Genomic DNA, 24,036 nt, shown 5'->3' on the forward strand with positions numbered 1-24,036 from the left:
TCACTCTCCTTTTTTCGCCATCTTGGCAAGCCGCAGCGCTAGTTCTTTCGCCTTCTCTGCAACGACATCTGGGTCACTTTTGACTTGCTCATTTGCCTCACCAAACAACGACCGGTGTGTAAAGATATGACCATCCCTATCGACCTCCACGCCGGCCTTCGAACGGAAAGCTCTCTCTGCTTCACGGACCAAATCTTTGGTGTCGCCCCCTACCTTGGCGATTTCCGACCGCATTGAAGCAGACTGGTCAGGATGCGACGCAGTTCCAGAAGAAGATGGTCCAGATTTCCCGTTCTTGACATGAGAGCCATCCTTTTTGAATTGATCGGAGACGGTATCCGCTGGAAGTTGATTAACGTTCCGCTTGTGTGAACTTTCGATGTCATCGAAACTTTGCGGAAGACTGCTGCTCGCTGACAGTTGGTGCGGAACAGAGGTGATGTTCCCAATATAGGATTCCATCTTTATCAATTCCGCCGCGCTTCCTGCGCGCTCCAATCGAAGCAGGTCCTCGAACATTCTTATGTTCCGCGGATCCTTCGCCACGTCCTTACTGATAGACTCGCCTCGCTGATATGCTCCCGAAACACTTTCTGAGAACTCGATCTGCTTTCTCAGGTTTGCGTCTGCTCGTTCAGACCTGCTTACCGACCGAGCGAGTTTGGCGGATAGCTCATGCCCACTTCTGGAGTCCGACACAAGGGAATCAACCATCCCAGTATTTTTCGTGACCGTGTCGGAAAACGCCTTGAATTTAGCTTTGTCTTCGCTACTAAGCGCACTTGTGATAAGTTGATCTTGCTGTTGGATCGACGCCGAATAGTTCTTACGACCCATTGCCGATATCATGGCTCCTCCGTCAACTGGAGAAATTGCGCTTGGAATACCACCACCAAAGTGCGCACTTCCACCAAATGCGACTGCCGCCACTTGCTGCTCGGTTGCACCGGTCGCCTTGGATACATTCTTCGCGATTTGCTGCAGTTCTCCTATACGTTCCCCTTCACTTTCAGTGCTTCCTGATACGGCCATTGCCGACGCGTTATGGCTAGATGTTCGCATAGAAGCATTCATCAGAACTTCGCTCAATGCAGCAGCCTTTTCATTAGAAGCAGCAGCCGACTCGGTCTTAGCAGCTGACACCGATCTGTTTGCTGCCATCACATGCTGCTGCGTGACCTTGGTATCAACCACTCTCGATACCGGTCCTTCGTTAGCGAGCGCCTTCATGGCGGTGAGCCCGCTCAATACATTGCTTGTGTACGTATTGCCGGATGAATCGTCCTGCCGTGAGCCGAAGAATGCTGAGGACCTCATAGGTGAGACCGTCACCTGGTCCATGCTCGTGTTCCCAAAATTCACGTTTCCGCTTGCCGCCGGTGTTGTGGCACTTCCAATGAGACTCTGAAAGGCCGGGACACTTCCAATTAAAGCACTTCCAAACGTTTCCATGCGCTTCAGGCCCGCCCATGCGATGACCGGAATGCTCAACGTCAGATAGCCAACAACTGCCTCACCCGAGATGGCGTCTGAATAGATCGACGAAGAAGTCATCAACGACAAAGCTGTAGCCCCACCACCAACTGTTGCGGCCGCCTCAAGCTCTCGCGAAGAGTGGACCATCGCCATATAGTTCAGAATTGCGTAAAGAGGAGGCCAAAGCTGGATCCAGATGAGAACCGAAATGTAGTTCTTTAGCCCCATCATCGTCTCGCGGCCTCCGGTCATGAGAAGCAAGAGAACCACTATTGGGAAGATGGCGTAGACAATTGCTTCGATAGTATTTCTTATGACCGGAAGCGCTTGTTCCGCCAATTTTCCATTGTTTATCCAGGCTGCGTTTGTTTGTGCAACAGCCTGTGCGCGGCCAACGGCCAACAGCATTGAGGCCGGATCATTGACCCGTTGGCCAGCGAGCAGACTGGTGTCGTTCACTGCATTGATAAGTGCGTTCTGGCGGATCAGATCCGCAGCGCTAGCTGCTGCAGTCGCAATCCCATTTCGAATGTACGCCTGCTCCACCTGCCCAGCAATTAACGATGCGGCGACAGTTCCAGGCAGCGTGGGATTCATTCTCTGTGCGAGCAAGGCCTGAATCCTATTCACCTGTGCGGGCAATCGTGCGTTAAGCGCTTGAAACGCTTGAGGGCACGGTGCAATTGTAGGAGTTCCCGAAGAATCAGAAATTGGTGTAAATCGAGCGGGATTTGGATTTGACATGAGCGGCCAAACGTCACCCGAAGTCGCGAACGCTTCCGGATCGATGTCGCCGGAAGCGAGGTCGTACATAGTGCAGTTGTTGATGAAATTGATTAAGTCCGTGCGAAAGGTTGGCTCTTGAAATACGACACGACTTGCCTCTCGAATTAAACGATTGCCAAACAAGAGTCCATTCTTCTGATAGGCTAGTTCGACAGGAAGATTTGCGCGCCCAGGCAACAGCTGCATTGCTGTTTCATAGAGTTCGGTCAGCGTGTTGCCAACCGTGCTGGATAGTGACCCGAAGACGGCCAGTCCAAACGGTACGTTATCGACTATCACCACAGCACTTGAACCCGTCTTATCGACAACTCCCACCGTTACGCGTGGAACGAAGAGGATGGAAAGAACCAGGGTTACCGAGGCAAGCCATTGCCACCCTTGAAGCTTTTGGGGAGCAACTGCATAAGCAAAGACTGCCGAAACGAATCCGCAGAATCCCACAACTGCTAACGCGCCCTTAAAGTTATTTGCGCCAGCAATTGCAGCGACAGCATTTAATATCCCAAACAGACTGTCGCTGTTCTGGTATGCATAGATTTCCCACATAAGAAAACTCCAATTCGCTTCTTCTACCGTAAATAGGCCGCACGACGGCCTAAGAGGTCCTGGATTTGCTGAGGCATGCTTGTACGAAGCTGGCGTTCGAGTTGTTCAATGCTTGTCGTAACAACGCCGATTGACCCTACTTTTTGATATAAGGCCGTCTTTTCGAGAGTTAGCTGAGCCATCATGTCTTGCACACGGCGCCGGAGTTCGCGCGATCGCGCTGCTTGTAACGAATTAAGCGTAAAGTCCTTTTCAAGGGCGTTCAATCCTATCCGCAGATTTCGCTCCAAAAACACTGACGCGTAGTCGGCGGCAATAACATCACGAAATCGCATGATTAGGTTGTCGGTCACGCTTACCGCAGGCACGGTAGCTCCTACCGACAGCATTCGATAGACCGGTTCAGTGGTCTGATTGACGAACCCGATTTCCGGCGAGTCATTCGGGATAGGAGTCCGAGTCATGATCTTCTCGGAAATCGAGCGCATCAGACGCTCCACCTTCACAGTGAACGGCGTATGGACGTAACTGGCATCGATTGAAACTTCGTCACACTCGGTGTAGTTGTTACACCTGAGCATCTCCTGCCTAACGCCACCGCCAGGAGCATCGGCGCTGCCATAGAGAAGCCTGTTAATCGATGTAAGTGTCGGCGCAATGGGATTAGGGTCGCGCGGTCCTTCGTAATAGATCACTGTCCCCACCATGCTCATGATCATCTCTCGCTCTTGATCATCGAGATTCGTTCCGGCCAGTTTTAGCGCCTTCCACGTAAGGTTTCCAACAAATGGTGCCTTGTTCCGGACCAGCGGATCGCTGGAACTCCGCGCGCTGCTCATTACGGAGCTCTTGTTCGATTGGCAGCGCACTCGGGCAGCTGCATAATCCGACTCCAACCCCATCGCAACGGCCAGATCCTCGCAGACCTTATCCGTGCTGACCCCAGTGGCCTCCATCGCCGAACTCACGAGAGACTTGGCTGTATTGCACGTGCTGATGTTTGCGTTTGTCAGCATGCTCTCCAGGTTCTTGGTCCATTTCGTTACCCCACCCAAGAGCGGAGAGACGGATTCGAGCGCGAGCTGGAAGGCCACGCCCGGGAGCGCAGCGGTTATGTTCTTCAGCATATTCTTGAACTCGGTGGCCGAGATATGCGAGAAAGAACCACCGAATACGTCAATGCCCCCGCAGCCGGCGCGCGCCTCGGGAAAGTCAATCGCAACCAACTGGTACGTCTTGTTTTGCGTGCGAAGCATCATGCTCCCGCCGGTATACGTGTTATACACTTGCCCCCGGAAGGCACCTGGCGCAGTGTAGTTCCCGATCGCTCCCAAGTCGTTGAACATCTTATTGACTTCCGAATTGAGGTCACCAGCCAGACTAACTCCAGGCAACACCGTGCCGACAAATGCCGCAGCCGCAAGTACGTTATTCAAAGTGTCCATCGTTCCACCTCCTTAGTTCGGCCAGAACAGGCCTGCCTGCGATGCCATGCTCCGCTGTCTGTCTGTTAGGGCCATGATCCGTTCCACTAACTGGGACTCCGACAGCACCCCAAAACCCACCGGTAATATCCGGCCTGTGAAGGGCTCTGCCAGAAAAACAGCGGGTACCTGTGCCACCTTCAGTGCGCGAACAATTCCGTTATCAGCCCGTGCCATCGGCAGCGAAGGAATCGAACCACCATCGACGCTGACCGCGATCAAAGGAAAGCTGTAGCGCTGGCGGAAAGCATTCAATAACGGGGCCATCTTGTGGCAATACCCGCAGTCGCCACGGAAGAAGAAGATCAGCGCATGGTCATTGGCGAGTGCCGCAAGGGTGCTTCCGCGTGTGCGCGCCTGACTCTCTTCATAGGCTTCCAACGCGCTGGCATTGACCGGCCGGCCCCGCGTCGACGGATCAAGGTCGGGGTTCGCCCAGGCGATACGTTGTGCCAGATCGGCAAACTGGGATGCATTGCGGACCACCCGCGATTCGAGCTCCATGTACCGCCGGACGTTCTCCTCCGTGGGACGGATAATGGCTATCGCGCGGACTTCCTCGACTTCGCGCTGCAGTTGACGAAATCGCTCAAGTTCCGGCCGAACCGCCGGAGTCGCTAGAGCACTTCGCGGGCTGACCTTCGGAAGCGGCTTCACGGGCAAGTCGGCCAATGGGTCATCGTAGAAGTGCCAACCGCGCCGACTTGGAGTTTCGGAGGAAATGCCAACGAAAGCGGTCTGCCGGGCCAGTTCTTCTCCGGGTTGGGCCAGAGCTATTCCAGCATGCAGGCAGGCCAGCCAGGCAAAAATCGTGAGCTTCATGGCTGCTCCGGCCTTTCCAAGCTGCGCGGAGGCATCCCTGTTCTGCAGTAGTTGATGCCAAATTCGACCGTCTGTCGCTTGGCGGGCGCGCCCTGCCCCAGCTGCACGCCGTCCTGCCAAAACAGGACGGACAGGCGGCGACATCCCTCTTCCGCATAGCGGATAAGCGTCGTGACGTCGACGTTAATTGGATCAGCGGTCTTGAACTGCCGTCCGATGGCGTCCGCAATCTGGCCGGTAAGGCGTCCATGGGCCTCACCAGCTGGAGCATCAATGGCCTCAATCAGCAGTGGCCGGACTTCCTCTACAGGCCGCCGATACACTCCACCGCCTTGTCCCAGCGCGGAAAAGTTGGCTAACGCCATCAAACCACAAAGCACAGGTTTCAGCATTTCCCCCTCCCAAAATAACAAGTCGGGGCGCGCGCGCTGGCCGCAGCTTGGATTGCGCTCGCCGCCGGAATGGTCGGCACAATCGAGGCGTAAAACTCCGTCAGGTCCATGCGCGAAAAGTCCAGCGCCTGCAATTGCGCCACCGTGAATCCCGAGCAGGACGGGTTCTGTGCTCCGCCCCACCCGATTCCCAGTTGCGCACGGCCCTGTTCATTCAGGATGCGCGCCAATTTCGAGTTGAAACAGCACTTCGATGTCGTGTGCTCGATGCAACTGACGCATTTGCCCAGGACTCGGATGCATTTCGAGCACCAGGTACCAATCGACCGGCACAGCCGGGCGCCCTCTTTCATGGCGAGCTTTCCTTCCTCCTCATTGCAGGACATCATCGACATCACCACATAGAAGATCACGGCGATCGCCAGTGTCCAGGGCGTGATGGCGATGACGATGGAATCGCCTGCCATGAGGGTGACAGAGCCCGCCGGCAGCGCCGCGCCATTGACGGCCACGGTGACGCCGTAGGTCGAGAATGCACCCGAAAATCCACTCCCCATCAACAAAGATTTGAAGCCCTGCATGATGAAGCTCCGGTTGTTCGAGTTCATCAGGATGTCGAATACCAGCCGCGATCCGGTTCCGAATAGCGACTGGTTGTGGAACCCGGCACCGGCGCTGTCGGTGCCACAGCAGTTCTTGAGCAACCGGTCACGGCAACGGTTATCCTCCCCACTGAACACGCGCATCGTCGCCGGATCGAGATACACGCCGGCCTCGCGCGCGGCTTCAAGGTAGCTCATCGCCTTGGCAAAGTCGGGATCATTCATGCTGGAGGTGTCAAAACAACGGGCTCCAAGGCAGAACGCGGTCGGCGTGCACGGGCCGCTGGCCGGGCACCCTGAGTACATGGCGGTCAACCCTGATTCCGCCGTCAGCGGATCTCGCGCAACGGCACTGGCGCCCGCCACCTGCGGATCTCCCGGCGTGACAGGCGGGCGCGGGATAGCAGCCGACGTCGCGGCATTGCGCTGTCCCTCGCAGATCGGGTCCCCAGGCATGGCCGCGCAAAGCATCAGCCGGGCCCTTGCCTCCGTCGCCAGGTCGGTCCGGCCATACAATGCCGTCTCCGGAGGCACCGTCGTGTAGCCGGGAACCACCGCCGAGGCCGATGTTGCGTTGACCCCGCCACGCACCACTGCGTTCGCCGCGCGCGCCGCGGCAAGATCCGCGTCCGTCTGGGCCAGCACCATGTGGCTTTGTGTCGAGAGGAAGCTGCAGGCGACAACAAGGGCGACAATCCGACGCATGATCACTCCCGAAGGCGTTGGAGAAGCACTTGGGCTTCGCGCTGCGCGCTGGACGAATGGGTTTCGATCCATTCGAGCGCATAGGCGATAGTCACGTCACCCGCCAGCGTGACGTAGGAAGACACAGGTACGCAGCTGGCATCCGCGCAGCTCTGAGCCTGCGTGCCGTCACGTAAGAGCACGAACGTCGGAACCTGGCTCACGCCAAAACGGTCGAATCCTTGCGGATCGATCTGCAGCGCAGTTTTGCGCTCTCCGAGCAACTGGCGCACAGCCAGCGCCGTCTTGACCATGGAACCGTCCTTCAAGCCTCGCAGCACGAGGACGGCCCGCGTACGTTCCCCCTGTTCAATCAACTTGCGCAGCGCCCCCTCGGGCATCGCAAGGCTGACGAAGACGAGCAACTGTGGTCCGTGCTCTAGGACACGGCCGTCGGCGGAAATGCCCGCCGCCTCGAACCCGCGTGCGACAGATGCCACATCGACCGGCGCGCCCTGCAGTGGCTTCGGCAAGCGGTCGAGCCTTGGGGCACCGGTAACCTGGCCTGACTTCGGTGCGCCTGACTGCACTGGTGTCGCGGCGCCTGCAGCCCCGTTCCCGGCAAAGCCTGGCTGCGCCACACCGAGGCATAGGCCTGCAACAGGGACCGCCAGCAGCGCCTTCCAGGATTTCTGGGAGATTGCGTTAGTAGCCAACACAGCAGTTCCTTTTTCTGAAGAGTATGAATGCAAAATCCTCGCCCTTGACCGGATATTCCTTGCCTGCGCCCCACAGCACGGTGGTTCGCCCGAACGGCTGGCAACAACGCCCAAGGATCTTGCCGGTGCTGGGAATCGGGAAGGTCAGCTGGGTCTTGTAGGCAGCCTTGTCCATCACCGGGAGGAAGTACGGACCGCACAGACCGGCCGCACCATGACTTCCCCAGGCCAGCAGTTCGCGGTGCATCTTGGCGGTTAGCCGCTGCATCAGCAATTCGGCCGTCCGTACACCACCGAGGTGATAGATGTTGTGCCCGTCCAGCGGGTAAAGGCTACCCTGGCACCCGGCGCACCAGAACAATTCCGACCGTGCAAACCCCGCCGTGGCGGCGACGCAATCGGCCGCGCAGGCTGCCAGGGCGACGGGATTGGCAAACAGCGCGGCCTCGGGATTGAGAATCAGTGTCAGCTCATCGTCATTCCACAGCGGGTCAACCTCCGTGAGGTAGGCCAGATCGAACGATGCGCGCTCCAGGCATGGAAAGTCCGCCACCACCTGCAGCCAGTACAGCACGGGATTCACATAAAAATGGGCCTGGTAAAAGCTGTTCTGATCACCTGTGCCATCGGTATAGCGACCGGCATCCGGCGCCGCGATCCCAGGATTCAGGTCAACACCACCCAGCGAGACCAGGCAAAACGAACGGCGCACCACCTCCACGTGCCGGGCCGGCTCCCAGAACCCAATCGACAAGCCAACAGTTGGATTGACGCCGCAACTGCAAATGGGTGAAGCGGGATTCCTAATGTCTTCCTGGCCACCGATACTGGCCAGCGTGCCCCCACCCAGGGAGATCGGCATGATGCAACTCCAGCAGATATCGGTAATCGGATTTGGGAATCGCCCTTGGCATGTTGTCACGCCGGCAGCATTGGCCGTGGCCGCCATCAGGCCAAGCAGCAACGTCGCCCCCACCCGCACCAGTGCGCGCGAGAGCATGGTCATTCCCCCAAATTTCGTCCCAAACAAAGGCAGCTTCATCGCGTCTCTCCTTCCCTGTCATGAGGCCGGGACAAGTTCGTCAACCCGCAACCGCCGCCCCTCCTGCGACACCATGGCCGGCACCCGCTCGATCCGCAGGCGCTTCACCAGTACGCCCCGCTGGTCGAAATACACGGGTATCTTCCAGCGCCGCATCAGGTCGAGATACGAGCCACCGACCAGCACCGGCTTGATCCGCGCCGATTCCCCTTTTGCCAAGCGTTCTGCCAATGCGACCTGGCGCTCATCGCGACCGTCAAAGAAAAACAGCCTGCGGCTCATTGAAACAATATCGAGCGGATTGGCACGTGTTCCCGCGGCAAACAACATACGTCCACTGCCATCAGCGATATTCCGGTCCAGCACATAGGTCGGATCGACATAGAACGTCCGCGGCATGGTCACGACTGGGAGCTGCAACGGTGGTGGCGCCAAAACGGACTGCTTTCCACGTGAAACAATCTGCTCTTGAATACGCGCCAGCTCCCCGCTTTGCTCCTTGGCACGCAGGCGCGCTTCGATCATCTTCAACAAGTGTTCCTCGGCGATGGGATAGGTCGGTCCGACCACGCCGAGCGACTCGGCGCAGGCCATGCGACAAACGCCCCCGCAGCCCAAAGCGAAGAGGCACAGGATCGACAAACGTTTCATCGCTATCCCCTAGAAAATCGGGTGTACCACCGCGATCACATCGCTGGCATGCACCAGTCCACTGATGCGATAGCGCGAGTCGAAGCTATCCGGACTTGTCCCCTGCATGTAAAAGTAGTGCGGCGGGATGACGCTGGGTTCGATCGGCTCCAATGGAAGCTTGCCTGCCATCGCAAACAGCTTGGCCTGACCGACGTCAATGCCATTGACCAGCACGCGCCGCCCTTCAACGCGCACCTGGTCGCCTTCGATACCTGCCACGCGCTTGAAGAACGGCTGCCGTGCAAGACCGGGGAAATGCCTGGTCGCGGCGCCGCCAAACGCATAGATGACATAGTCACCACGTGCGATCACGCCTGTTCGCCGCTCTATGAAGGCCACCGTGTAGGGTAAGCTGGGCGTCACGTTGAATAGCAGCGGAACATGCGGGACCGGGTCGATGAAGATGCGCGCCGCCGCCAGCGCCCAGATCAGGGCGAGCGGCAGGTACAGATACCAGCGCTGCCGGGCATGAGTCAGGAAATTGCGCATCATCGCAGCACCCTTTGACGAAGCAGAGGGGTCAGATCCCGCACGTCCGGCCGCATCCCAACCACCAGGGAACGGTCGACCACGAGGCATCCACAGTCCTGGCCCAGCTTTGCCATTTCAGTCGAAATCCGTTCGGCGAACTTACGGACGTCGATTGCGGCCTGCGCCCGCTCTGCGTCTCCGGCCCCGGTGGAAAGCGCGTTGACCAGGCGCGCCTCCTGTTCGCGGTAGACCTGGACCGCATCCACCACGCCGATCGCCGTGGCTGGCCGAACAATCAGGCGGTCGTAGACCACGATGCCGGCCAGCGTCGAAGCGATGCACATGGCCAGTTGCGGAATCAGTGGATGCATGATTGCCCCCTTGCCGCGAGCACCATTTGAATGGCCTCGTCAATGCTGTAGCCTTGCGCCCGCAGTTCATCGATCGGCTTGTTATCCTCGATCTTGTTCGAGAAAAGCAGGTGTGTCGCCGGGTCGAGCACCAGCCGGGCGACGCCCTCCCCGACAGGCGAAGAGACGTAGATCTCCGCAAACGCCCCGGCCTCGGTCCGTAACGAGTTCAGTAGGCGCTTTTTCGATTCGTCCATCAGGAGCCGGCCTTTGCGCCCCAACAGCTCAATCGATTCCGGTTTTTGGCGCAGGAGGAACACCCAATCAGAACAGTTGAACGCGGCTTCCATTTGCGCCGAACCGTAGTAGTCATCACCGCCCTGCGTGGCGGTGACCAGGGAACCGCCATATTTCCGGGCGCGGCGAGCCGCTTCTTCCACCACGGCGGCTTTGATCGGATCATCGCAGCCGATCTCGCCAAGCTGCTGCTTCGTTTCGTCGATAAACAGCACCTTCCGCCGATTGCGCGTCAAGTACATTTCGCCGGTGATCTGATAAAGCAGCAGGATGTTGACCACGGCGTGCAGGTCCGGCCGGCGCTTCAGTTCCTCGTTCTCGATCACAATGAAGTCATTGCTGAAATCGACGTTGTTGACGCCTTCGAAGAAGCGCTCATACTGCCCGCCCTTGGCGTAGGGATTGAGCATGATCGCAAGGTCCTTGATACGCTGGTCGTTGACGATCCCGAGGTCGCGGATGGACCCCTTCATGAAGGCGTCCCGCAGGCAAGTCATGGTCATTTCCCGCCCATACATCTTCCATTGCGTGAGCAGCATGGTCGAGATTGCTTTGTACTGCACCTCTTCCAGGGCATGCTGCATGGAGCACATCTTGGCGATCGCCGGCACCAGCATGTCCATGTCGTCGCAGATGTCGTTGATCCGCGAATATGGGTTTAAACAAATCTTGCTTTGTGGCGTGAATTCGATATATGTGCCGTCGGCCTTCCGGCACAGCTTTTCGAACGAACGCCCCAAGTCCAGCATCCACACCTTTGCCCCGACCGACCGGTAGGACCATGCCAACTCGTTGAGGAAGACCGATTTCCCGGAACCCGGGGCGCCGATCACCGCCGCATTCGCGTTGCCCAGATCGTTGTCGAACAGATCGAGCGTCGTGACTTGACCGCGGCGGCCGGCCATGATCACCGTTGGCGTTTTGGTTCCTCGCCATTCACCGATCAGCGGCGCCAGATGAATGGCATTGGACATCGACTTGCGCGTCACCCGGCGCATTTTCTTCAGGTCGCGGTGAAAGTCCGGCGTCAGGGTCATCGGCAAACTCGCCAGCAGTGCCTGGCGGTGCATGTAGATGTCCGCGTTCAGTTCGAAGCCCCGGGCCCGCCAGATCGCGCGCGCTGTTTCGCAGGCGCTGGCCGCCTTTTCCGGTGTCGTGAAAATCGCCAATTGGTGGTACATCGAGACCAGTGCACCTCCCACATCGTAGGCATCGGCTGCCGCCTTCCAGTCCTTGTGCTTCTTCTCCACGTCCGGCATGATGGCGGCCATCTTGCTGCCGGCGTTCTGAGTGGCGCGGAAGTTATTGGTCGTCACCGCCGCTTTGGTCTCGATTGGATCAAGGATATGCACGCCCATCGTCAGCAGGAACGGTGCGTTGTATTGCAGCGCTGGCTGCATCAGGTCGCCGATCAGGCCGCCCATCTGCCACAGTCCAAACCGCTCCGGGAAGGACTTGATCGACATGAAGCGCGCTTCCATCTTCGCCTCGTCCCCGAGCCGGGACAGGAGAAGTCCTTCCGCGTGCGCGTCCTGAACGGTGTCGAAGTCGACGATCTGGTCGCAGATTTCACGGCCGTCGTCGTAGTTGACCTTGACCTGATCCTCGCGCGTCAGGCGATCGGCATTTACGAACTGGGCGCACCAGTTGATCAGGTCATCGACGCCGCACACCGAATTCGGGAACGATGCAGCATTCAGGGTCACGGACATCGAGTCGCGCAGCTCGCGCAGTTCCTGGCAGCGCGCCTCGTCGTCGCCCCGGCCTGGCAAGCACACACTGATCATCAGACGAAAATTCTTGATCGTGAAGTGGTAACCGTTGGTCAGCGATTTCTTGGTGCCGCTCATCAGGTGCCCGACGCGCTGCCTGGCCAGCGTGCGGAACAGGTTTTCATTGCGTGCGGGACGACCGTGCTCCCGGCTGCGCTCGTACTGGTCTTCATCCTCCATACGCTGGTTGGCGTATGCGGTCAGGATCTTCCTCACCTGTGGTGAACCGAATAGATGGATCTGGATGCCAGTGTTTTTCGGGAAGGAATACAGGCTCTGCAAGACCTCGACCATCGGCTCGTCGGCGCCACTCTGCGGCATCACTTCCAGCATAAATCCCAGGCTGCCCTGGCGATTGATGAAAATCTTGTCTTCGCGCGAGTAGGCGCGGTACGGCAGCCACGAGGCGAACTGTTCCGATGGCGTCTCCGGCTCGCGCTGCAAGCCAAGCCAGTCCATGATGTGCCGTAGGCCTCCCGGCTGGCTGCGTTCTTCAAAGAATGCGTGCATGATGGCTCCCTCGGCTAGCGACCACTCATTTGACCGCTCACAGCGCCCGCTTCAAGTGGCTGCGCTGCCATGGGAAGTCCTTGTGTCGATCCAGCGGATAGCCCAACGGGCGCAGGTGATTGGGCGGATGCAGTCACCCCTGGCTCCTTCGAGGGCGCACGCAGCGGTGCGTATGCCTCACGGACCTGCCGCTGGACGTGATCGAGCATCCATTTGCCCTGGTCGACCCGGATGTACACGTAGGACTGGTCAACCAGGTCGTGATCCGCGTCTTCCCAGGGCTTGATCCACAAGCGAAGGATGCGCGGCGAGGAACGCAACGGCTGTGGCTCGTAACCAGCCTCCCCCGCCACCGCGTGATCGATCGGAAGATTTGCGCGTCGGTTCAATGACGCGTTCATGAGGGGCACCGACGGCACAGGCTGGGCGCCTGTCCCCGTTGCCGGTAGCCGGGTCGTGCCGCGCACCGAGTTGTAGTAGTTGCCGGAAACGGACTGGCATTGGACACCGGCCGGCGCTTTACAGCCATACTGCTCCGAACCGCCCAGGCCCGACATATTGCCGCAACCAGCCATCAGCAGGCCGAACACCGCGCCGCAGCAGGCTTTTACTCGATTTTCAAGGCATTGACGTCGCATGATGCGTTTCCTCCATCTGCTGGGTTTTCGATTGATTGGCGCTCAGGCGCGATTCCAATTCCTCGGCCGTCAACAAGCCGGGAACCAGGGTTCCATCGGCAAAAAGGAGGGTCGGCGTGGCGCCGACGCGCAACCTTGAGGCCAGCAGCCTGTTGCGCTCAAGCGGATGGGCGCAAGTGCCTGTTGCATCCGAGGGAGTTACGGAGCCCGCCATGGCGGCCGCGTATGCCGCCGGACGGTCCTTGGCACACCAGATCGCAAGCGGCAACGACTCTCCCTGGAACGGGAGCAGGTAGTAGCGGATCGTGACGTTCGGCAGCTCGCGCAGGTGGCGCTCCAGCTCCCGGCAATAGCCGCACGCCGGATCGGTGAATACCGACAATTCGCGCCGCCCATCGCCACGCACGACGGTAATCGCATCGGCGACGGGCATCGGGCCGGTGTAGGACGCTGCTTCGCGTCCTTGACTGGCGTTGCCCGGTGGCTTCGCGCCGAAACTGGCCATCCGTGTCGCCGTCAGGTCACGCATCGTTTTCAGGTCAACAAGGCGACCGAAAACCATGTAGCGCGGGTTCTTGGCCGATACAAAAGCCACGTTCGCGCCCATCCAGATCTCGTAGACGCCCGGAATCGGCGTGCGCACGGCGCGGTCGAGCACCGTCGCGGGATACGCTTTGCGTACCGCAGCCAGCACGCGCTCTTCGTCAGGCGCACTGTGTGCCTGCTGCAGCACCAGGCCGAGCACCGCCGCCACAATAGGATTAGCGGCGGGCTTCATCGTCACCCCCGTCACCGTCTTGAACCGGGCCTTCGTCCGCCAACCGCTCACTGCCCGGCAGCGGCAGCGGCAACCGAACGCCGCGCGTCAATACGACATCCACTGCGCGCTTCCCGTCGATCTCGATGACCGGGAATGTCTGCTCGGCGAGACGGATGTAATAGTTGGCAAGCTGGTCCAGCGCACGGCCCACGCCCCCACCAATGCCGCGGCGCATCTGCTCCCCTGTACCTTCCGGTCCCGTGACCAGGCGGCCGAATGCGGATTCGGTGTAGGTCGATCCGCCCTGCGAAAAAGCCTGGCCGATGCCGCTCGCAATTCCGGCCCGCAACGCGTTCGCCAGCAACTGCCCCTGCTTGTTCACGAGCCGGCCGCGCATGCCAAGCTTGCCGTCTTCGCCATACACGTTCCCCTCGATCTTGACCTCGATGACGCTCCGGTCATGCCGGATACAGGTCAGGTTGCTGGTACGGATATAGGCGCGTTCGGAGGCAATGTCCCCGAATCCCGATCCGATCACCATGCACTCCTGGACCTCCGCCCTGAACTGGTTTGGCAGCACCGCGTTGTCGGTCAGCCGCATCACCACTGGCAAGGGGTTGCCCTGTGCCTGGCCACCCGTGGGCGCATCCATGCCGCCAAGCAGTTCGCCGTGCATGAACCCGACAGGCAGATAGGACTCGAGCCGCTCGCCCTTGCCTCGGGCCTCGCCAGTACCGCTATCCGCGTTGCCGACGCCTTGATCCTTTACCGCAGCGCGCCCGGGGTTTCCCAAAACAACCCTGACCATGGCGGGCGCGGGTTCGTCGATTCGCGTGCCGCCGGGCGCGCCAGATACGGGGCTCGTGTTGCCAACCACTGCGGGTACCTCGGGCGGATACGCCGTTGGCGTTGCGGAAGGAACCGGGGAACGAGGGACATTTGCCGGTACAGGTGGTATTTCCGGGGCCGCTGGCGGTGCGACGCTTGGCGGTGCCGCTTCCTTCTTTTCCAGCTCGGCGAGCCTTTGCAGAATCTGTGCTTCGTTTGCCTTGCGATCAGCATTGAATTTCTCCTGGCCTTCACGATCAACTTTGTACTGCGCTAGTTCCTTACCGGCGGTACCAAGCCACTGGTCTACCGGCGCGACCTGCATCGGAACGACGCCACCAGCCAACTCGGGACTAGTAACAGTCGTTCCATGCGACTGCGGAGCGGCCGGCGCGGCGGCCGGTTGCGAAGAAAGCGCCAGGAAAGCCCAGAAGACGCCCACCCCGCCACCGATCACGCCTGTGGCCAGCAGGTACTGCTTTTGGCGTGGGCTGATCCGGTCGAGGAGCGTATGCCATTTGGTATCGATTTTCATGGCCTCTCCTCCTGGCTCCGAATCACGAATACGCTGGTCGCGTCTCCCGGCTGCAGATTGTGGTGTTCGATGGCGACAGCCACCACGCCACCTTCCTCACGGTCAAATTCCTGCTCCGCGAGTACCATCGGCGTGGCGCTAATATTTGTCAGCGAGTACAACTCGCCGACCAAGTCCTGCCCTTCCACTTTGCGCACCAGCTTGAAATCCGCCTCTTTCCACAGCGCGATCGGGCGCTCCATGTCTTCCACACGGTAAGCGGCACCTGGCCGGACCGACGCCATGGCAACCAACATGCCCTTTGCCGCGCGCACATGGCTGGCCGAGCGTTGGGGTCGCGTCGCTGCGGAACTCGCCCGAGGGGAACGGTCGTCGATTACAATCGTGTCCGCCTCGATGTCGGCCCGGCGCAAGCGCAGCGTGTACGTCGCGCGCGCCGAGGATATAAACAGGCTGATTGGCTTATCGCCCGCTCCCACTGGGCTGATAAAGACCTCGCCCCGCTCAAGGTCACAGTTCAACATCACGTCGCCACGCGCGCTCGTCACGGGTGCCGGGGTGGAAGGAATTACTGCCCCCGCAGCTCCCGCATCCGGTGGCCGTGGATCGCAACCTGTGCTGCTCTGCACGTTACCCACCACATCGACTATCCGATCACCCTGGATGCGGATGCGCGTTGGGGCGTCTTTCGCGATAGCCACTTCAATCGTGGCGCCATCCTTCGCGGGGCGTACCTGCTCCGCGGAGCACATGGCGCTAGCGCACAGCGCCACTAGCCATGGCAACGTTTTTCGGTTCATTGGGGGCCTCCTCGAACGTTTTCAGATGGGTGCGGCCGCCACGATAGACAAATCGGGCAACGTACCGCTTGAGAGCCACTGAGGTTTCCTGTCCATTGATGTAGGTGCGCAACCGGCCTGTCAGGAATACCTGCTGCTTTTCTTCGTCCGGTTCCAGCTGCTGCAGCAGGAAATAGGTGCTGGCGTTGAGTTTCTTGAGCCGCTCCGCTTCAACTTCCTGCCGGATTTTCAGTTTGCCGTGCTCCGCCGGTTCCACGAAACTGAGCAAAGCGTCCTTCTTCCAATTGATCGTCCCGGGCGTCACGTCGAGCATGAGCCAAGCGACATAGCCGCTCATCTGCTCAAGGTAGGAATTGCTGACCTTCTCGCCGGACACCCAGAAGGATTCGGTGACATGTGGCGGCGTGACGATCACCTTCTGGGCGCCGAGTATCGAATAGATGATCAGCAGGGCCACGAAAAGGCATCCAACCAACCCTCCGATCGTCAGGCGCTGGCTCCGTATGAGTCGCCGGTTGCTCTTCAAGTCCTCTTGGTACTTTCCGTCGTCCATCGTGTTCTCCTCAGCCCACCATGCGGCGGATATGTGAAGGCGGCGTCGCGCGCATGGCGCTCACCGGATTGGTGGGCAGATGCCAGTACAGCCAATGCATGGCGAATGCGGGATGCTTGTCGCTTTTGATGCGTGCCAGCCACCGGCTAGCAAAGAAACCCACCGAGACGGCCAGGCAAAATGCCAGCTTGGAGCCGCCCAGGTACCCAACAAACATCATGAAAAGGACGGGTGCGGCGACGTCCACATCCCACAACCCGATCTTCCATTGATCGTCCAGCCTGCGAGGTATGTAAGTGTCGGCAAGCATCCCGTCCTCCTTCCAGCGGTCTTCAAATGACCGCACCCATGATGGCGCCGGCGATCACCAGGCCTACCGCCGCGAAAATGGCCAGGCCGATGTAGAACAGGACCGGGCCAAAATTGCGCAGCGCGGCCAGCGAGATCAGGGCCACCACGAAGCCGATGAAGCCCACCAGCGCCTTGACACCTGGCGCCAGCGCCGCCAGTTGCGTGAGCGCCGACACCAGCGGGCCCGTGATGCCGCCGAAGGCGACCAGGTCGATCGCGTGCGAAGGGAATGCCGCGCACAGACCGAGTACGATGAGAGCAAGCAGCGCCACCGCGTTCGCGACACGTTTGGGCGGCGCTGCTGCCCCTTTTGCCCCCATGGGCAGTTTCATAACGTTCATACATACCTCCAGCTTCCAAAAGACTGCGCGCCTGTCTGACGTATCCGGCCGGGCGCCAACTCAGCCGATAAACTGTCTCCAAAGGCGGAGCCCTCGCCAGCCACGGACACCGCGCGGCCGCCTGCCGCAATGTGTGCCAAGCGTTCATTGCGCTGACCTTAGCGCTTGGAAAAAGGAGACCTCTGCCCGACGGTTCAATTGGCGCCCTGCTTCCGCCTCGTTAGCAGCGGCGTAGCAACAGCGGCCCTGCGCGTCGAACTCGATGCGACCTTGGGTGGCACCACCTTTCCGGCGCAGGTATGACGCGACCGCCCGCGCACGGGCGTTTGCTAGCCGGCGATTCACATCGTCGCCGCCCGTGTTGTCGGTCCGTCCGCTGACCACGATGCGCTGCGACTCCCTGGCGATAGCAGCGAATTGCGCCAGCGTGGCCTGGGCTTGGCGATCCAGTCCTGCCGAACCAGTTGCGAAATGTACAACTGCAGTTTCAGCCGGAGCGCGAGACGGCTTCTCTGATTCAGCGGCGGAAGCCGCAGTTGCTGTCCCTGCAGCAGGTTCCTGCGGCGCCTGAGAGATGACAGCAATGGTTTTCGGCGTCACATGCGGGCACGCCGGCTGAATACAGCGCGCAAAATAGGCGGCGTCACGCGTGCCGACTTGCCGAATGTCGTAAGTACGATCGATGATCACGCCACTGAACTCATGCCGCGGCGACAGCTGTGGTTCATGCCGCGTCGCGAACGTCCCGCAACCCGAGACCACGCCCAGACACGCAGCTAAGCCAAATGCAGACACGCGCGCGCTCCGACGCATGACAATGGTCTTCATCCCAGCCTCACGTGAACGATTGGCGCGCTCGGCGGTGGCGCCTTCGCGGCTGTATTGACACCAAAGGCTCCGGATAGGAATCGATAGACGCGCCACGCGTAGCGCATGCGGGCACGCAAGCATTGCTGCGGCGTCAGAGCGGCGCATGACGCGTTGTACGCCCCCACCGCCTCCCAGGTGCGCCCGTGCCGCGCCATTTTCTCGGCGAGAATTCGTGCCCCAGCTTCGATGTTGGTGCATGGATCAAGCAGTTGTTCCTGGCTGACGCCCAGATTGCTGAGCATCCGTGCGTTGGAATTGATCTGCATGACGCCGATATCGATCGTTTTCGTCCTGTTGAAGTGCGACCGGTTCACGGCGCGAGGGTTGAGCGACGATTCGGCCTGGGCGACGGCGATCAGAAGCGGTGCCGGAACCGCATACTTCTGGGCAGCTTGCTCCCAGCAGGCACTGGCATGACCAGGCAGGAGCGAAGCTGCTACGGCAACTATGGTGAGGTGCGCATTCATGGCAAACGGGAGGCATACCCAGAAATGGACGATCAATCCCCTCACGGTGTCGAGGGGCCACTGGTGGTCTTCGGGTAGGCCTGGCTGGTCTGCCAAGCGGGGTAACTACATGGGGGCCACGCGCTTTATCGGCGCAGGCTGAAATCAACAGCTACAGCAAGCTTGCCGCGGCGCGCTGAGCGATATTGCGCCGGGCAAATTCGAATACTTTTTGAGCGGCACGGGGCTCCTCAAGCGCCAACGCCACGCACGCCGTCGTAAAGTGGTCCAACTTGAATTGCGGGTGCGGATGGCGATTCTGCTCCGACTTCTGCAGCGCCAGCAACAGCAAATACTGCGGGCGCCAGATGGCCTCCTGTCGCCTTGCTGTCTCCTGGTCACGTAACACGAGCTTCGTGTGCAAGAACGTGAAGACGCGATTGACAGGATCGAGGCCGTCGAAGACCAGCGAAACGCACCCGCTGATCAAGTCCGGGTAGCGAAGCTTCGGAGAACAATTTTCCGGAGCACTGTACAAACCCTCCAGTGCCCGAAATTCCTCGATCCATACGCGTGTAGCGACCGTCTCTCCACGGCGATGAGAATCGCCCTGCCGATCACCCGCAATCACCTGTCGGAGTTGAGGAAGATCGGTAATTGAATGCGCTGTAGTCATGTCGCTTCCGGTTGGATGTTTTCGAAGTGATTTCAGCATACTCACTCCAAGACTCCGATTCACCCAAAAAGGGTACGCCAAAACCGGGGCTTTCGCGGTTGGTGCGCGACGTGCATATGCAAATCCGGTGAACTCGAAGCTTGGCGACCATTATTGAATGTATGGGGGCTTAATCGCCGAATGCGTCTCCGGAAATTTTGGGCTCTACTGCACTTGCGGAGCGTGAGATTTCGCGCATTTTTCAAATGAGCAACATGATATGCTAACGGGTTGAGGCGAGGTGTGGCCAAGACCAGGCGTCGCGGCCGGATTTTGAAACATCAGAAGGATCAATGTTCGTGGGAATTGAGTACAAAATTAAGTTTGTCATGCCGATGGATTTCGACCCGTCGGCATTGCTCAGAAAGTTGCCGAGCCCAATTGAGCGCTCTGCTATGGCTGAGATTTACAACTACGCGGTTGAATCGGACGGATTCTATTTTGTCGACCATCTGGTGAATCGGGAGATTGCCTCAGTCGCGCTGCGATTGTTCATTGACGAGGCTCTAACCCATTCGCCGTCGATCCAGATCATCGAACCATGAAAGCTTGTGACGTGCCTTAACGGCCAGCATCTGTCGGACGATTTCAACATCAGTTCTAATACACGCGATATGACGAAATCTTTAGTTTTAGCATTTTTCCTAAGCTCTTGGTCCTTTCAAGTTGACGCGCAAGTGTTGGTTCAGGCTGCACATACAGCTCTCCAGCCTCAAATTGGACGCGATGCTGATGGCTTCAAACTCTGTGGAGTACGGGCGCTGGTACTTGATAAGAAGCCCACTGTGATTGAAGCCTACGATTTTTCGATCAATCTCCGTGCCGACATGTTTGACGGCCTGATCAAGGCAGGTAAATCGACGACAACACTCAAAGATTTCAATAGGGGGATCACCTCCTCTAAGGCCGTTGTGCCCGCGCCCGTCGCCTTTTGGATTGCCAACGAACTTAATGGAAAGCCTCTGATGCCGACGTCGGTCATCCCGGCAGAAACCCCAGGGTTCATTCTTGCTGGAGGCGATTTCGTGCAATCCTGGGAAACGATTTTGGCGATCATGAAGGGAGAGCGGATGCAAATGGCCTTGCGTTACAAGAACCAAGGTATTGATACCGTTGTCAGTTTCTCAGGATCATTGAAGGATGAAGAGCAAAAACCACTTTTTGCGTGTCTCGAAGGATTGCAAGAGCGGATCGTGAATGAGGCATCTCAGGCATCGAAAAAATAGCTCAGCGCAAGCGGCATACTGCATACGGCCAATTGCAGACGCTCATGTTATATTGCTAATTTACGATATGTAACGTAAGCGACGATTCGATGCGGCAAACCATACTTTTCGTACTTTCAATGACCCTGTTGGCCAACACCATGGCAGATGAAGCTCCTTGCTCATCCGAGTATGAGCGTGGGCGGCGCGAAATTGGGGCATATGCCGAAATGGTAGGGATAATCGAGGGTACTATTTACGGCCATTCGCTTTCGATTTCCAGCTCGAATATTTGTTTGTCTGGAACACCTAAAGAGAAGGTCCAGAAAATTGCTAAGGCTTTTACGAGCCAAGGCAATGCTGAGACCACTTTGGAGTTCGACGACGTGCCTTCAAAAAAGCAGGCCACAAAATTCCTGGAGCGCTTCTTTCCCTGCAAGTAAGACACGCTAACGGCCAGATGCGGACGTTTGAAAGCCTTTTGCGAGGAACAACAATGGGAGTAATAGTCCCCAACGAATATACGCAGTACGTCATGGAGCATGGCTGCTTTGAGGGACTCACTGCAGATGAGACAGAACCAGGCTATGTCGAACTTTGGCCGCTAGATGCAATCCATGGGAACAATCGAGACATAGAGATAGAAAAATATGCTGCTGGCTTCGTTGCCTTTGCTGGTAATGGCGGCGGTGAGGTCTTGGCGTTTGACGCTACCGGTGCAGTATTCATGTTGCCCCTGATTGGCATGGCACCTGACTGCGCGAAGCGCATCGCAGAAGACTTTCGGTCGCTGACACAGCGATTTGTTCGGTAACGGCCAATTGCTGACGCTAACTGTAAAGATGGAGTGATTAAGATTGAAAGCAGAAGAACTCTTTCTGATTGAGGTTGCGAAAATCCATCGCTATTGGGTGAAGACTGCGACGCAAGTTCTCACTGATGAGTCGGCGGATCTGTTTGCTTTTGAAAATGAAGATGGAATTCGGCAGTTGCAGGCGGCGATCAAATCGGCCAATTGCCAGGAGCAGGTTGAATCTTTCATTGATCAAATCTCGGCTGGCGTCGTGCACAGCATTCTCGCTGGACTTGATGGTTCCGGATCTTTGAAAGAGATTTCCGGTGTCAGTCTTGTTGATGTGGACGGCCAACCTTTGGTAACGTATCTTCATGAGCTTTGGCCGGACCATTATATGAATCAAACATCGTCTAGTTGATGAGATGACTCTTTCGGCTGACGGCCAGAAGCGGACCTTGAAGAGTCTCGTCTGGTCCAGCGGTCAGCTACGCCCGCCTTTTTTGGAGTTGAGGTTGAAAGCACTTGCGCACATTTTTCTTCTAGGGACTTGCATTCTGGCCCAAGCCAACGATGATGTGATTGGCTGCTATTCGGTGCGTACTGCGGCCGTGGACGAATCTACCTCGCAGCTCAAACAGCCAGAACATCTCGTTCCTGCAAAGGATATTCGCCTCATGTCCGAACATGAAAACGCGCCGTGGACCGGAAGTTCGGAATTTCGAGTGATACCTGCGCATTCCTCGGATAGGTTCAACTATTCAGCGGCATACTGGGCACTGGAGAGGAAGACGCTTTCGATAACTTGGAGTAGCAATGGCCTTTCTGGTGTGCAGATGACTTTGACACCTACCAAAGATGGATTTGAGGGGACCGTCGAAAATTTTTGGGACTTTCCGCCTTATGCGGCTGACAAGAGGCGGGTAGTCTTGACACGCCGGACGTGCGATTGAATCCGGTAACAAAGCACGCACTTTCCACAACAGCAAAATGCTATTCTGGCTGCGGTCGGCCGCGCTCGGCCAGAAACAGTCTCAATATCTATTGAAATGAAGCTATGAAGCGTATTTCACGGTGGTTGCTCGGTATGATTACCGTTACTCCATTTTTTTCGCAGGCGCAGGTTACTTGCCCTAAAGAGCTAAAGTGGATTGATGCAACTTATGCAGAACGAAAAATTACGCGAGATGGTCAAATTGAGAGCGCCAAAATTGAAGCTTTCTTGAATGCCTCAGTAATCCATGTAGACATCGGTAACGTTCAGTCTGGCATGATTGAGATTTTTCCTAAGAATCATGCCGACTCGATTCGGCTGACATTCGGCCGCGACCGTCCCAAGCCCTCCGATTTTGCTGAAGTTTCGATGTTGGTTGAGCCACCCATGACCAATGCAGCGTGGCCTCGAATGATGGGGCCGTGTGCAGTCTCCAGCGGCACCGATATCGAATTTGATGAAAGTGATGTTCCCGATTTCATTGAGGCCCATGCTAATAACATCCCTAAGTTCAAGGGGATCATAAGACGCGATGGCCTGAACGTGAGTTATTCGATGAAGGTTGAGAGCGGTGAGCGTTGGCAGGGCGAGTTGAATTATTCAAGAGATTTGCAGAGCTTTGACCTACAAACCGATGTGCAGGGATGGCACGTGTTTCGTGCGAACACATATATAAAAACGCTTCCGTCTGGCGCACCAGTTTCGCTGCTCTCGGTAATTGAGCACATGCCATCTACCGAGCAGAAAGAATGAAATTTATTTTCACGCCATGAATTCGCGACAGGCGGCTATGGGGCGAATGCTTCAGCCTGACGACCGAGTACAATCGGCCAGAAGCCGTCGCTCGCAATTGGCTCCCAAGGATTTAAACTCACGACAATCGAATGACTTCAGAAGTATCGATTTATAGGCACTTTGGGGACCAGACCCAATTCGCCATTGTTTGCGCTCATGAACCGTTTGGAAGTGAGCCACGCCACGTGTTTGGCAGAATGTGCATTCGCGCAGGCGATAAGGTACTAGGTGATTTTGACGAGCCGGCCTGCATGCTGAACGTGACTGCGAGCCACCTTCAGGCTGTCCTGGAGCATCTTCCACAGATGGATTGCACACTTTTCCAGGAACAGAGCGATGCATTATCATGGGACCTCATCGACAAGGCGCTTTACCTTGACGATGACCGTTCAACTGAAGAAGTTGTCGCGGATTCTAAACGCTTTTCCCGATACGACTTTCTGACTAACGGCGGTGAGTCATTCGACAATTCGAAATCCTTCATAGTTCGAGACGGTGGCAGTGTACGATTGCTTTTTAAAAGGGGCGATGACGCTTTAGAAAGCATGAAAGTGGAAGTCGGAACATTTTGCGCAGTTGTACGCGGGTTCCTTGATTGGGTTGATCAAGGCGGGAAGTAGCGGCCAACTTGACGGCATGCGGCCAATTGCGGACCGTCACAGGAATATTTTAGAGGAGAGTGCGATGCTTGAAAGGCTAAGATGGTCTGCGCAATCAATCGCCCAGCCTTCAGCGGTTCAAATTGCACTTTTCCCAGAATTCGTCG

General features: G+C 57.7%; 28 protein-coding genes. 7 read left to right on the top strand and 21 right to left on the bottom strand.

What is annotated here, in order from left to right; translation table 11 throughout:
• From GM658_RS06005 to GM658_RS06105, 21 genes are all read right to left on the bottom strand, one after another.
• Positions 1 to 2,808 (bottom strand): conjugal transfer protein TraG N-terminal domain-containing protein, encoded by a 2,808-nt coding sequence (locus tag GM658_RS06005; RefSeq protein WP_155453086.1) that lies wholly within the window; start codon positions 2,806 to 2,808, stop codon positions 1 to 3.
• Positions 2,809 to 2,831: 23 nt separating this feature from the next.
• Positions 2,832 to 4,253, bottom strand: a complete 1,422-nt coding sequence (locus GM658_RS06010; RefSeq protein ID WP_155453087.1) for a conjugal transfer protein TraH — start codon at positions 4,251 to 4,253, stop codon at positions 2,832 to 2,834.
• A gap of 12 nt (positions 4,254 to 4,265) precedes the next feature.
• A complete protein-coding gene (traF, locus tag GM658_RS06015) occupies positions 4,266 to 5,114 on the bottom strand; it encodes a conjugal transfer protein TraF (protein ID WP_155453088.1) in 849 nt (282 codons plus the stop codon).
• On the bottom strand, positions 5,111 to 5,506 hold the full coding sequence (locus GM658_RS06020; protein ID WP_155453089.1) for a hypothetical protein: 396 nt from the start codon (positions 5,504 to 5,506) through the stop codon (positions 5,111 to 5,113). The genes traF (GM658_RS06015) and GM658_RS06020 overlap by 4 nt, the downstream gene beginning before the upstream one ends.
• Positions 5,500 to 6,813: a conjugal transfer protein TraN gene (gene traN, locus GM658_RS06025; RefSeq protein WP_155453090.1), complete on the bottom strand. Its 1,314-nt coding sequence runs from the start codon at positions 6,811 to 6,813 to the stop codon at positions 5,500 to 5,502. The genes GM658_RS06020 and traN overlap by 7 nt, the downstream gene beginning before the upstream one ends.
• 2 nt (positions 6,814 to 6,815) lie before the next feature.
• Positions 6,816 to 7,325 (bottom strand): type-F conjugative transfer system pilin assembly protein TrbC, encoded by a 510-nt coding sequence (gene trbC / locus GM658_RS06030; protein ID WP_155453091.1) that lies wholly within the window; start codon positions 7,323 to 7,325, stop codon positions 6,816 to 6,818.
• A 172-nt stretch (positions 7,326 to 7,497) separates the two neighbouring features.
• Complete coding sequence (locus GM658_RS06035) at positions 7,498 to 8,517, bottom strand: TraU family protein (protein WP_371865042.1); 1,020 nt, start codon at positions 8,515 to 8,517, stop codon at positions 7,498 to 7,500.
• 54 nt (positions 8,518 to 8,571) lie between these two features.
• Positions 8,572 to 9,204 carry a type-F conjugative transfer system protein TraW gene (gene traW / locus GM658_RS06040; RefSeq protein WP_155453092.1) on the bottom strand — a complete coding sequence of 211 codons (633 nt, stop codon included), beginning with the start codon at positions 9,202 to 9,204 and terminating at the stop codon, positions 8,572 to 8,574.
• Positions 9,205 to 9,213: 9 nt separating this feature from the next.
• The gene (traF, locus tag GM658_RS06045) at positions 9,214 to 9,738 is read right to left on the bottom strand and encodes a conjugative transfer signal peptidase TraF (RefSeq protein WP_211841818.1); all 525 of its coding nucleotides are present in this window, start codon (positions 9,736 to 9,738) and stop codon (positions 9,214 to 9,216) included.
• Positions 9,735 to 10,088, bottom strand: coding sequence for a hypothetical protein (locus GM658_RS06050; protein WP_155453093.1), 354 nt, complete (start codon positions 10,086 to 10,088; stop codon positions 9,735 to 9,737). Before GM658_RS06050 ends, traF (GM658_RS06045) begins: the two co-directional genes overlap by 4 nt.
• Positions 10,076 to 12,646 (bottom strand): type IV secretion system protein TraC, encoded by a 2,571-nt coding sequence (gene traC / locus GM658_RS06055; protein ID WP_229416775.1) that lies wholly within the window; start codon positions 12,644 to 12,646, stop codon positions 10,076 to 10,078. The genes GM658_RS06050 and traC overlap by 13 nt, the downstream gene beginning before the upstream one ends.
• A gap of 14 nt (positions 12,647 to 12,660) precedes the next feature.
• Positions 12,661 to 13,284, bottom strand: coding sequence for a TraV family lipoprotein (locus tag GM658_RS06060; RefSeq protein ID WP_155453094.1), 624 nt, complete (start codon positions 13,282 to 13,284; stop codon positions 12,661 to 12,663).
• Positions 13,265 to 14,062 (bottom strand): DsbC family protein, encoded by a 798-nt coding sequence (locus GM658_RS06065; protein WP_155453095.1) that lies wholly within the window; start codon positions 14,060 to 14,062, stop codon positions 13,265 to 13,267. Before GM658_RS06065 ends, GM658_RS06060 begins: the two co-directional genes overlap by 20 nt.
• A complete protein-coding gene (locus GM658_RS06070; RefSeq protein ID WP_155453096.1) occupies positions 14,046 to 15,407 on the bottom strand; it encodes a TraB/VirB10 family protein in 1,362 nt (453 codons plus the stop codon). The genes GM658_RS06065 and GM658_RS06070 overlap by 17 nt, the downstream gene beginning before the upstream one ends.
• The gene (locus GM658_RS06075; protein WP_155453097.1) at positions 15,404 to 16,207 is read right to left on the bottom strand and encodes a TraK domain-containing protein; all 804 of its coding nucleotides are present in this window, start codon (positions 16,205 to 16,207) and stop codon (positions 15,404 to 15,406) included. The genes GM658_RS06070 and GM658_RS06075 overlap by 4 nt, the downstream gene beginning before the upstream one ends.
• On the bottom strand, positions 16,164 to 16,760 hold the full coding sequence (traE, locus tag GM658_RS06080) for a type IV conjugative transfer system protein TraE (protein ID WP_155453098.1): 597 nt from the start codon (positions 16,758 to 16,760) through the stop codon (positions 16,164 to 16,166). The genes GM658_RS06075 and traE overlap by 44 nt, the downstream gene beginning before the upstream one ends.
• A 10-nt stretch (positions 16,761 to 16,770) precedes the next feature.
• Positions 16,771 to 17,070, bottom strand: a complete 300-nt coding sequence (gene traL, locus GM658_RS06085) for a type IV conjugative transfer system protein TraL (protein ID WP_155453099.1) — start codon at positions 17,068 to 17,070, stop codon at positions 16,771 to 16,773.
• 22 nt (positions 17,071 to 17,092) lie between these two features.
• Positions 17,093 to 17,452, bottom strand: a complete 360-nt coding sequence (locus tag GM658_RS06090) for a hypothetical protein (protein WP_155453100.1) — start codon at positions 17,450 to 17,452, stop codon at positions 17,093 to 17,095.
• 144 nt (positions 17,453 to 17,596) lie between these two features.
• Positions 17,597 to 18,280 carry an OmpA family protein gene (locus GM658_RS06095; RefSeq protein WP_170298694.1) on the bottom strand — a complete coding sequence of 228 codons (684 nt, stop codon included), beginning with the start codon at positions 18,278 to 18,280 and terminating at the stop codon, positions 17,597 to 17,599.
• Positions 18,277 to 18,789, bottom strand: a complete 513-nt coding sequence (locus tag GM658_RS06100; protein ID WP_170298695.1) for a lytic transglycosylase domain-containing protein — start codon at positions 18,787 to 18,789, stop codon at positions 18,277 to 18,279. Before GM658_RS06100 ends, GM658_RS06095 begins: the two co-directional genes overlap by 4 nt.
• A 151-nt stretch (positions 18,790 to 18,940) precedes the next feature.
• Complete coding sequence (locus GM658_RS06105; protein WP_155453103.1) at positions 18,941 to 19,483, bottom strand: hypothetical protein; 543 nt, start codon at positions 19,481 to 19,483, stop codon at positions 18,941 to 18,943.
• 293 nt (positions 19,484 to 19,776) lie between these two features.
• On the opposite strand from GM658_RS06105, the gene GM658_RS06110 reads away from it, so the two are divergent.
• The 7 genes from GM658_RS06110 (at position 19,777) to GM658_RS06140 (ending at position 23,890) form a co-directional block, all read left to right on the top strand.
• Positions 19,777 to 20,028 (top strand): hypothetical protein, encoded by a 252-nt coding sequence (locus GM658_RS06110; protein ID WP_155453104.1) that lies wholly within the window; start codon positions 19,777 to 19,779, stop codon positions 20,026 to 20,028.
• A 69-nt stretch (positions 20,029 to 20,097) separates the two neighbouring features.
• Positions 20,098 to 20,709 (top strand): hypothetical protein, encoded by a 612-nt coding sequence (locus GM658_RS06115; RefSeq protein WP_170298696.1) that lies wholly within the window; start codon positions 20,098 to 20,100, stop codon positions 20,707 to 20,709.
• 119 nt (positions 20,710 to 20,828) lie between these two features.
• Entirely contained in the window at positions 20,829 to 21,131 is a 303-nt protein-coding gene (locus tag GM658_RS06120; protein WP_155453106.1) for a hypothetical protein, read from the top strand.
• Between the two features lie 53 nt (positions 21,132 to 21,184).
• Positions 21,185 to 21,502 (top strand): SMI1/KNR4 family protein, encoded by a 318-nt coding sequence (locus GM658_RS06125; protein WP_155453107.1) that lies wholly within the window; start codon positions 21,185 to 21,187, stop codon positions 21,500 to 21,502.
• Between the two features lie 43 nt (positions 21,503 to 21,545).
• Positions 21,546 to 21,902, top strand: a complete 357-nt coding sequence (locus tag GM658_RS06130; RefSeq protein WP_155453108.1) for a hypothetical protein — start codon at positions 21,546 to 21,548, stop codon at positions 21,900 to 21,902.
• Between the two features lie 636 nt (positions 21,903 to 22,538).
• Complete coding sequence (locus GM658_RS06135) at positions 22,539 to 23,228, top strand: hypothetical protein (protein ID WP_155453109.1); 690 nt, start codon at positions 22,539 to 22,541, stop codon at positions 23,226 to 23,228.
• A 131-nt stretch (positions 23,229 to 23,359) separates the two neighbouring features.
• Positions 23,360 to 23,890: an Imm42 family immunity protein gene (locus GM658_RS06140; protein WP_155453110.1), complete on the top strand. Its 531-nt coding sequence runs from the start codon at positions 23,360 to 23,362 to the stop codon at positions 23,888 to 23,890.
• The last annotated feature ends 146 nt before the right edge of the window (positions 23,891 to 24,036 follow it).

Source organism: Massilia eburnea (assembly GCF_009720745.1).
GTDB lineage: Bacteria > Pseudomonadota > Gammaproteobacteria > Burkholderiales > Burkholderiaceae_D > Rugamonas > Rugamonas eburnea.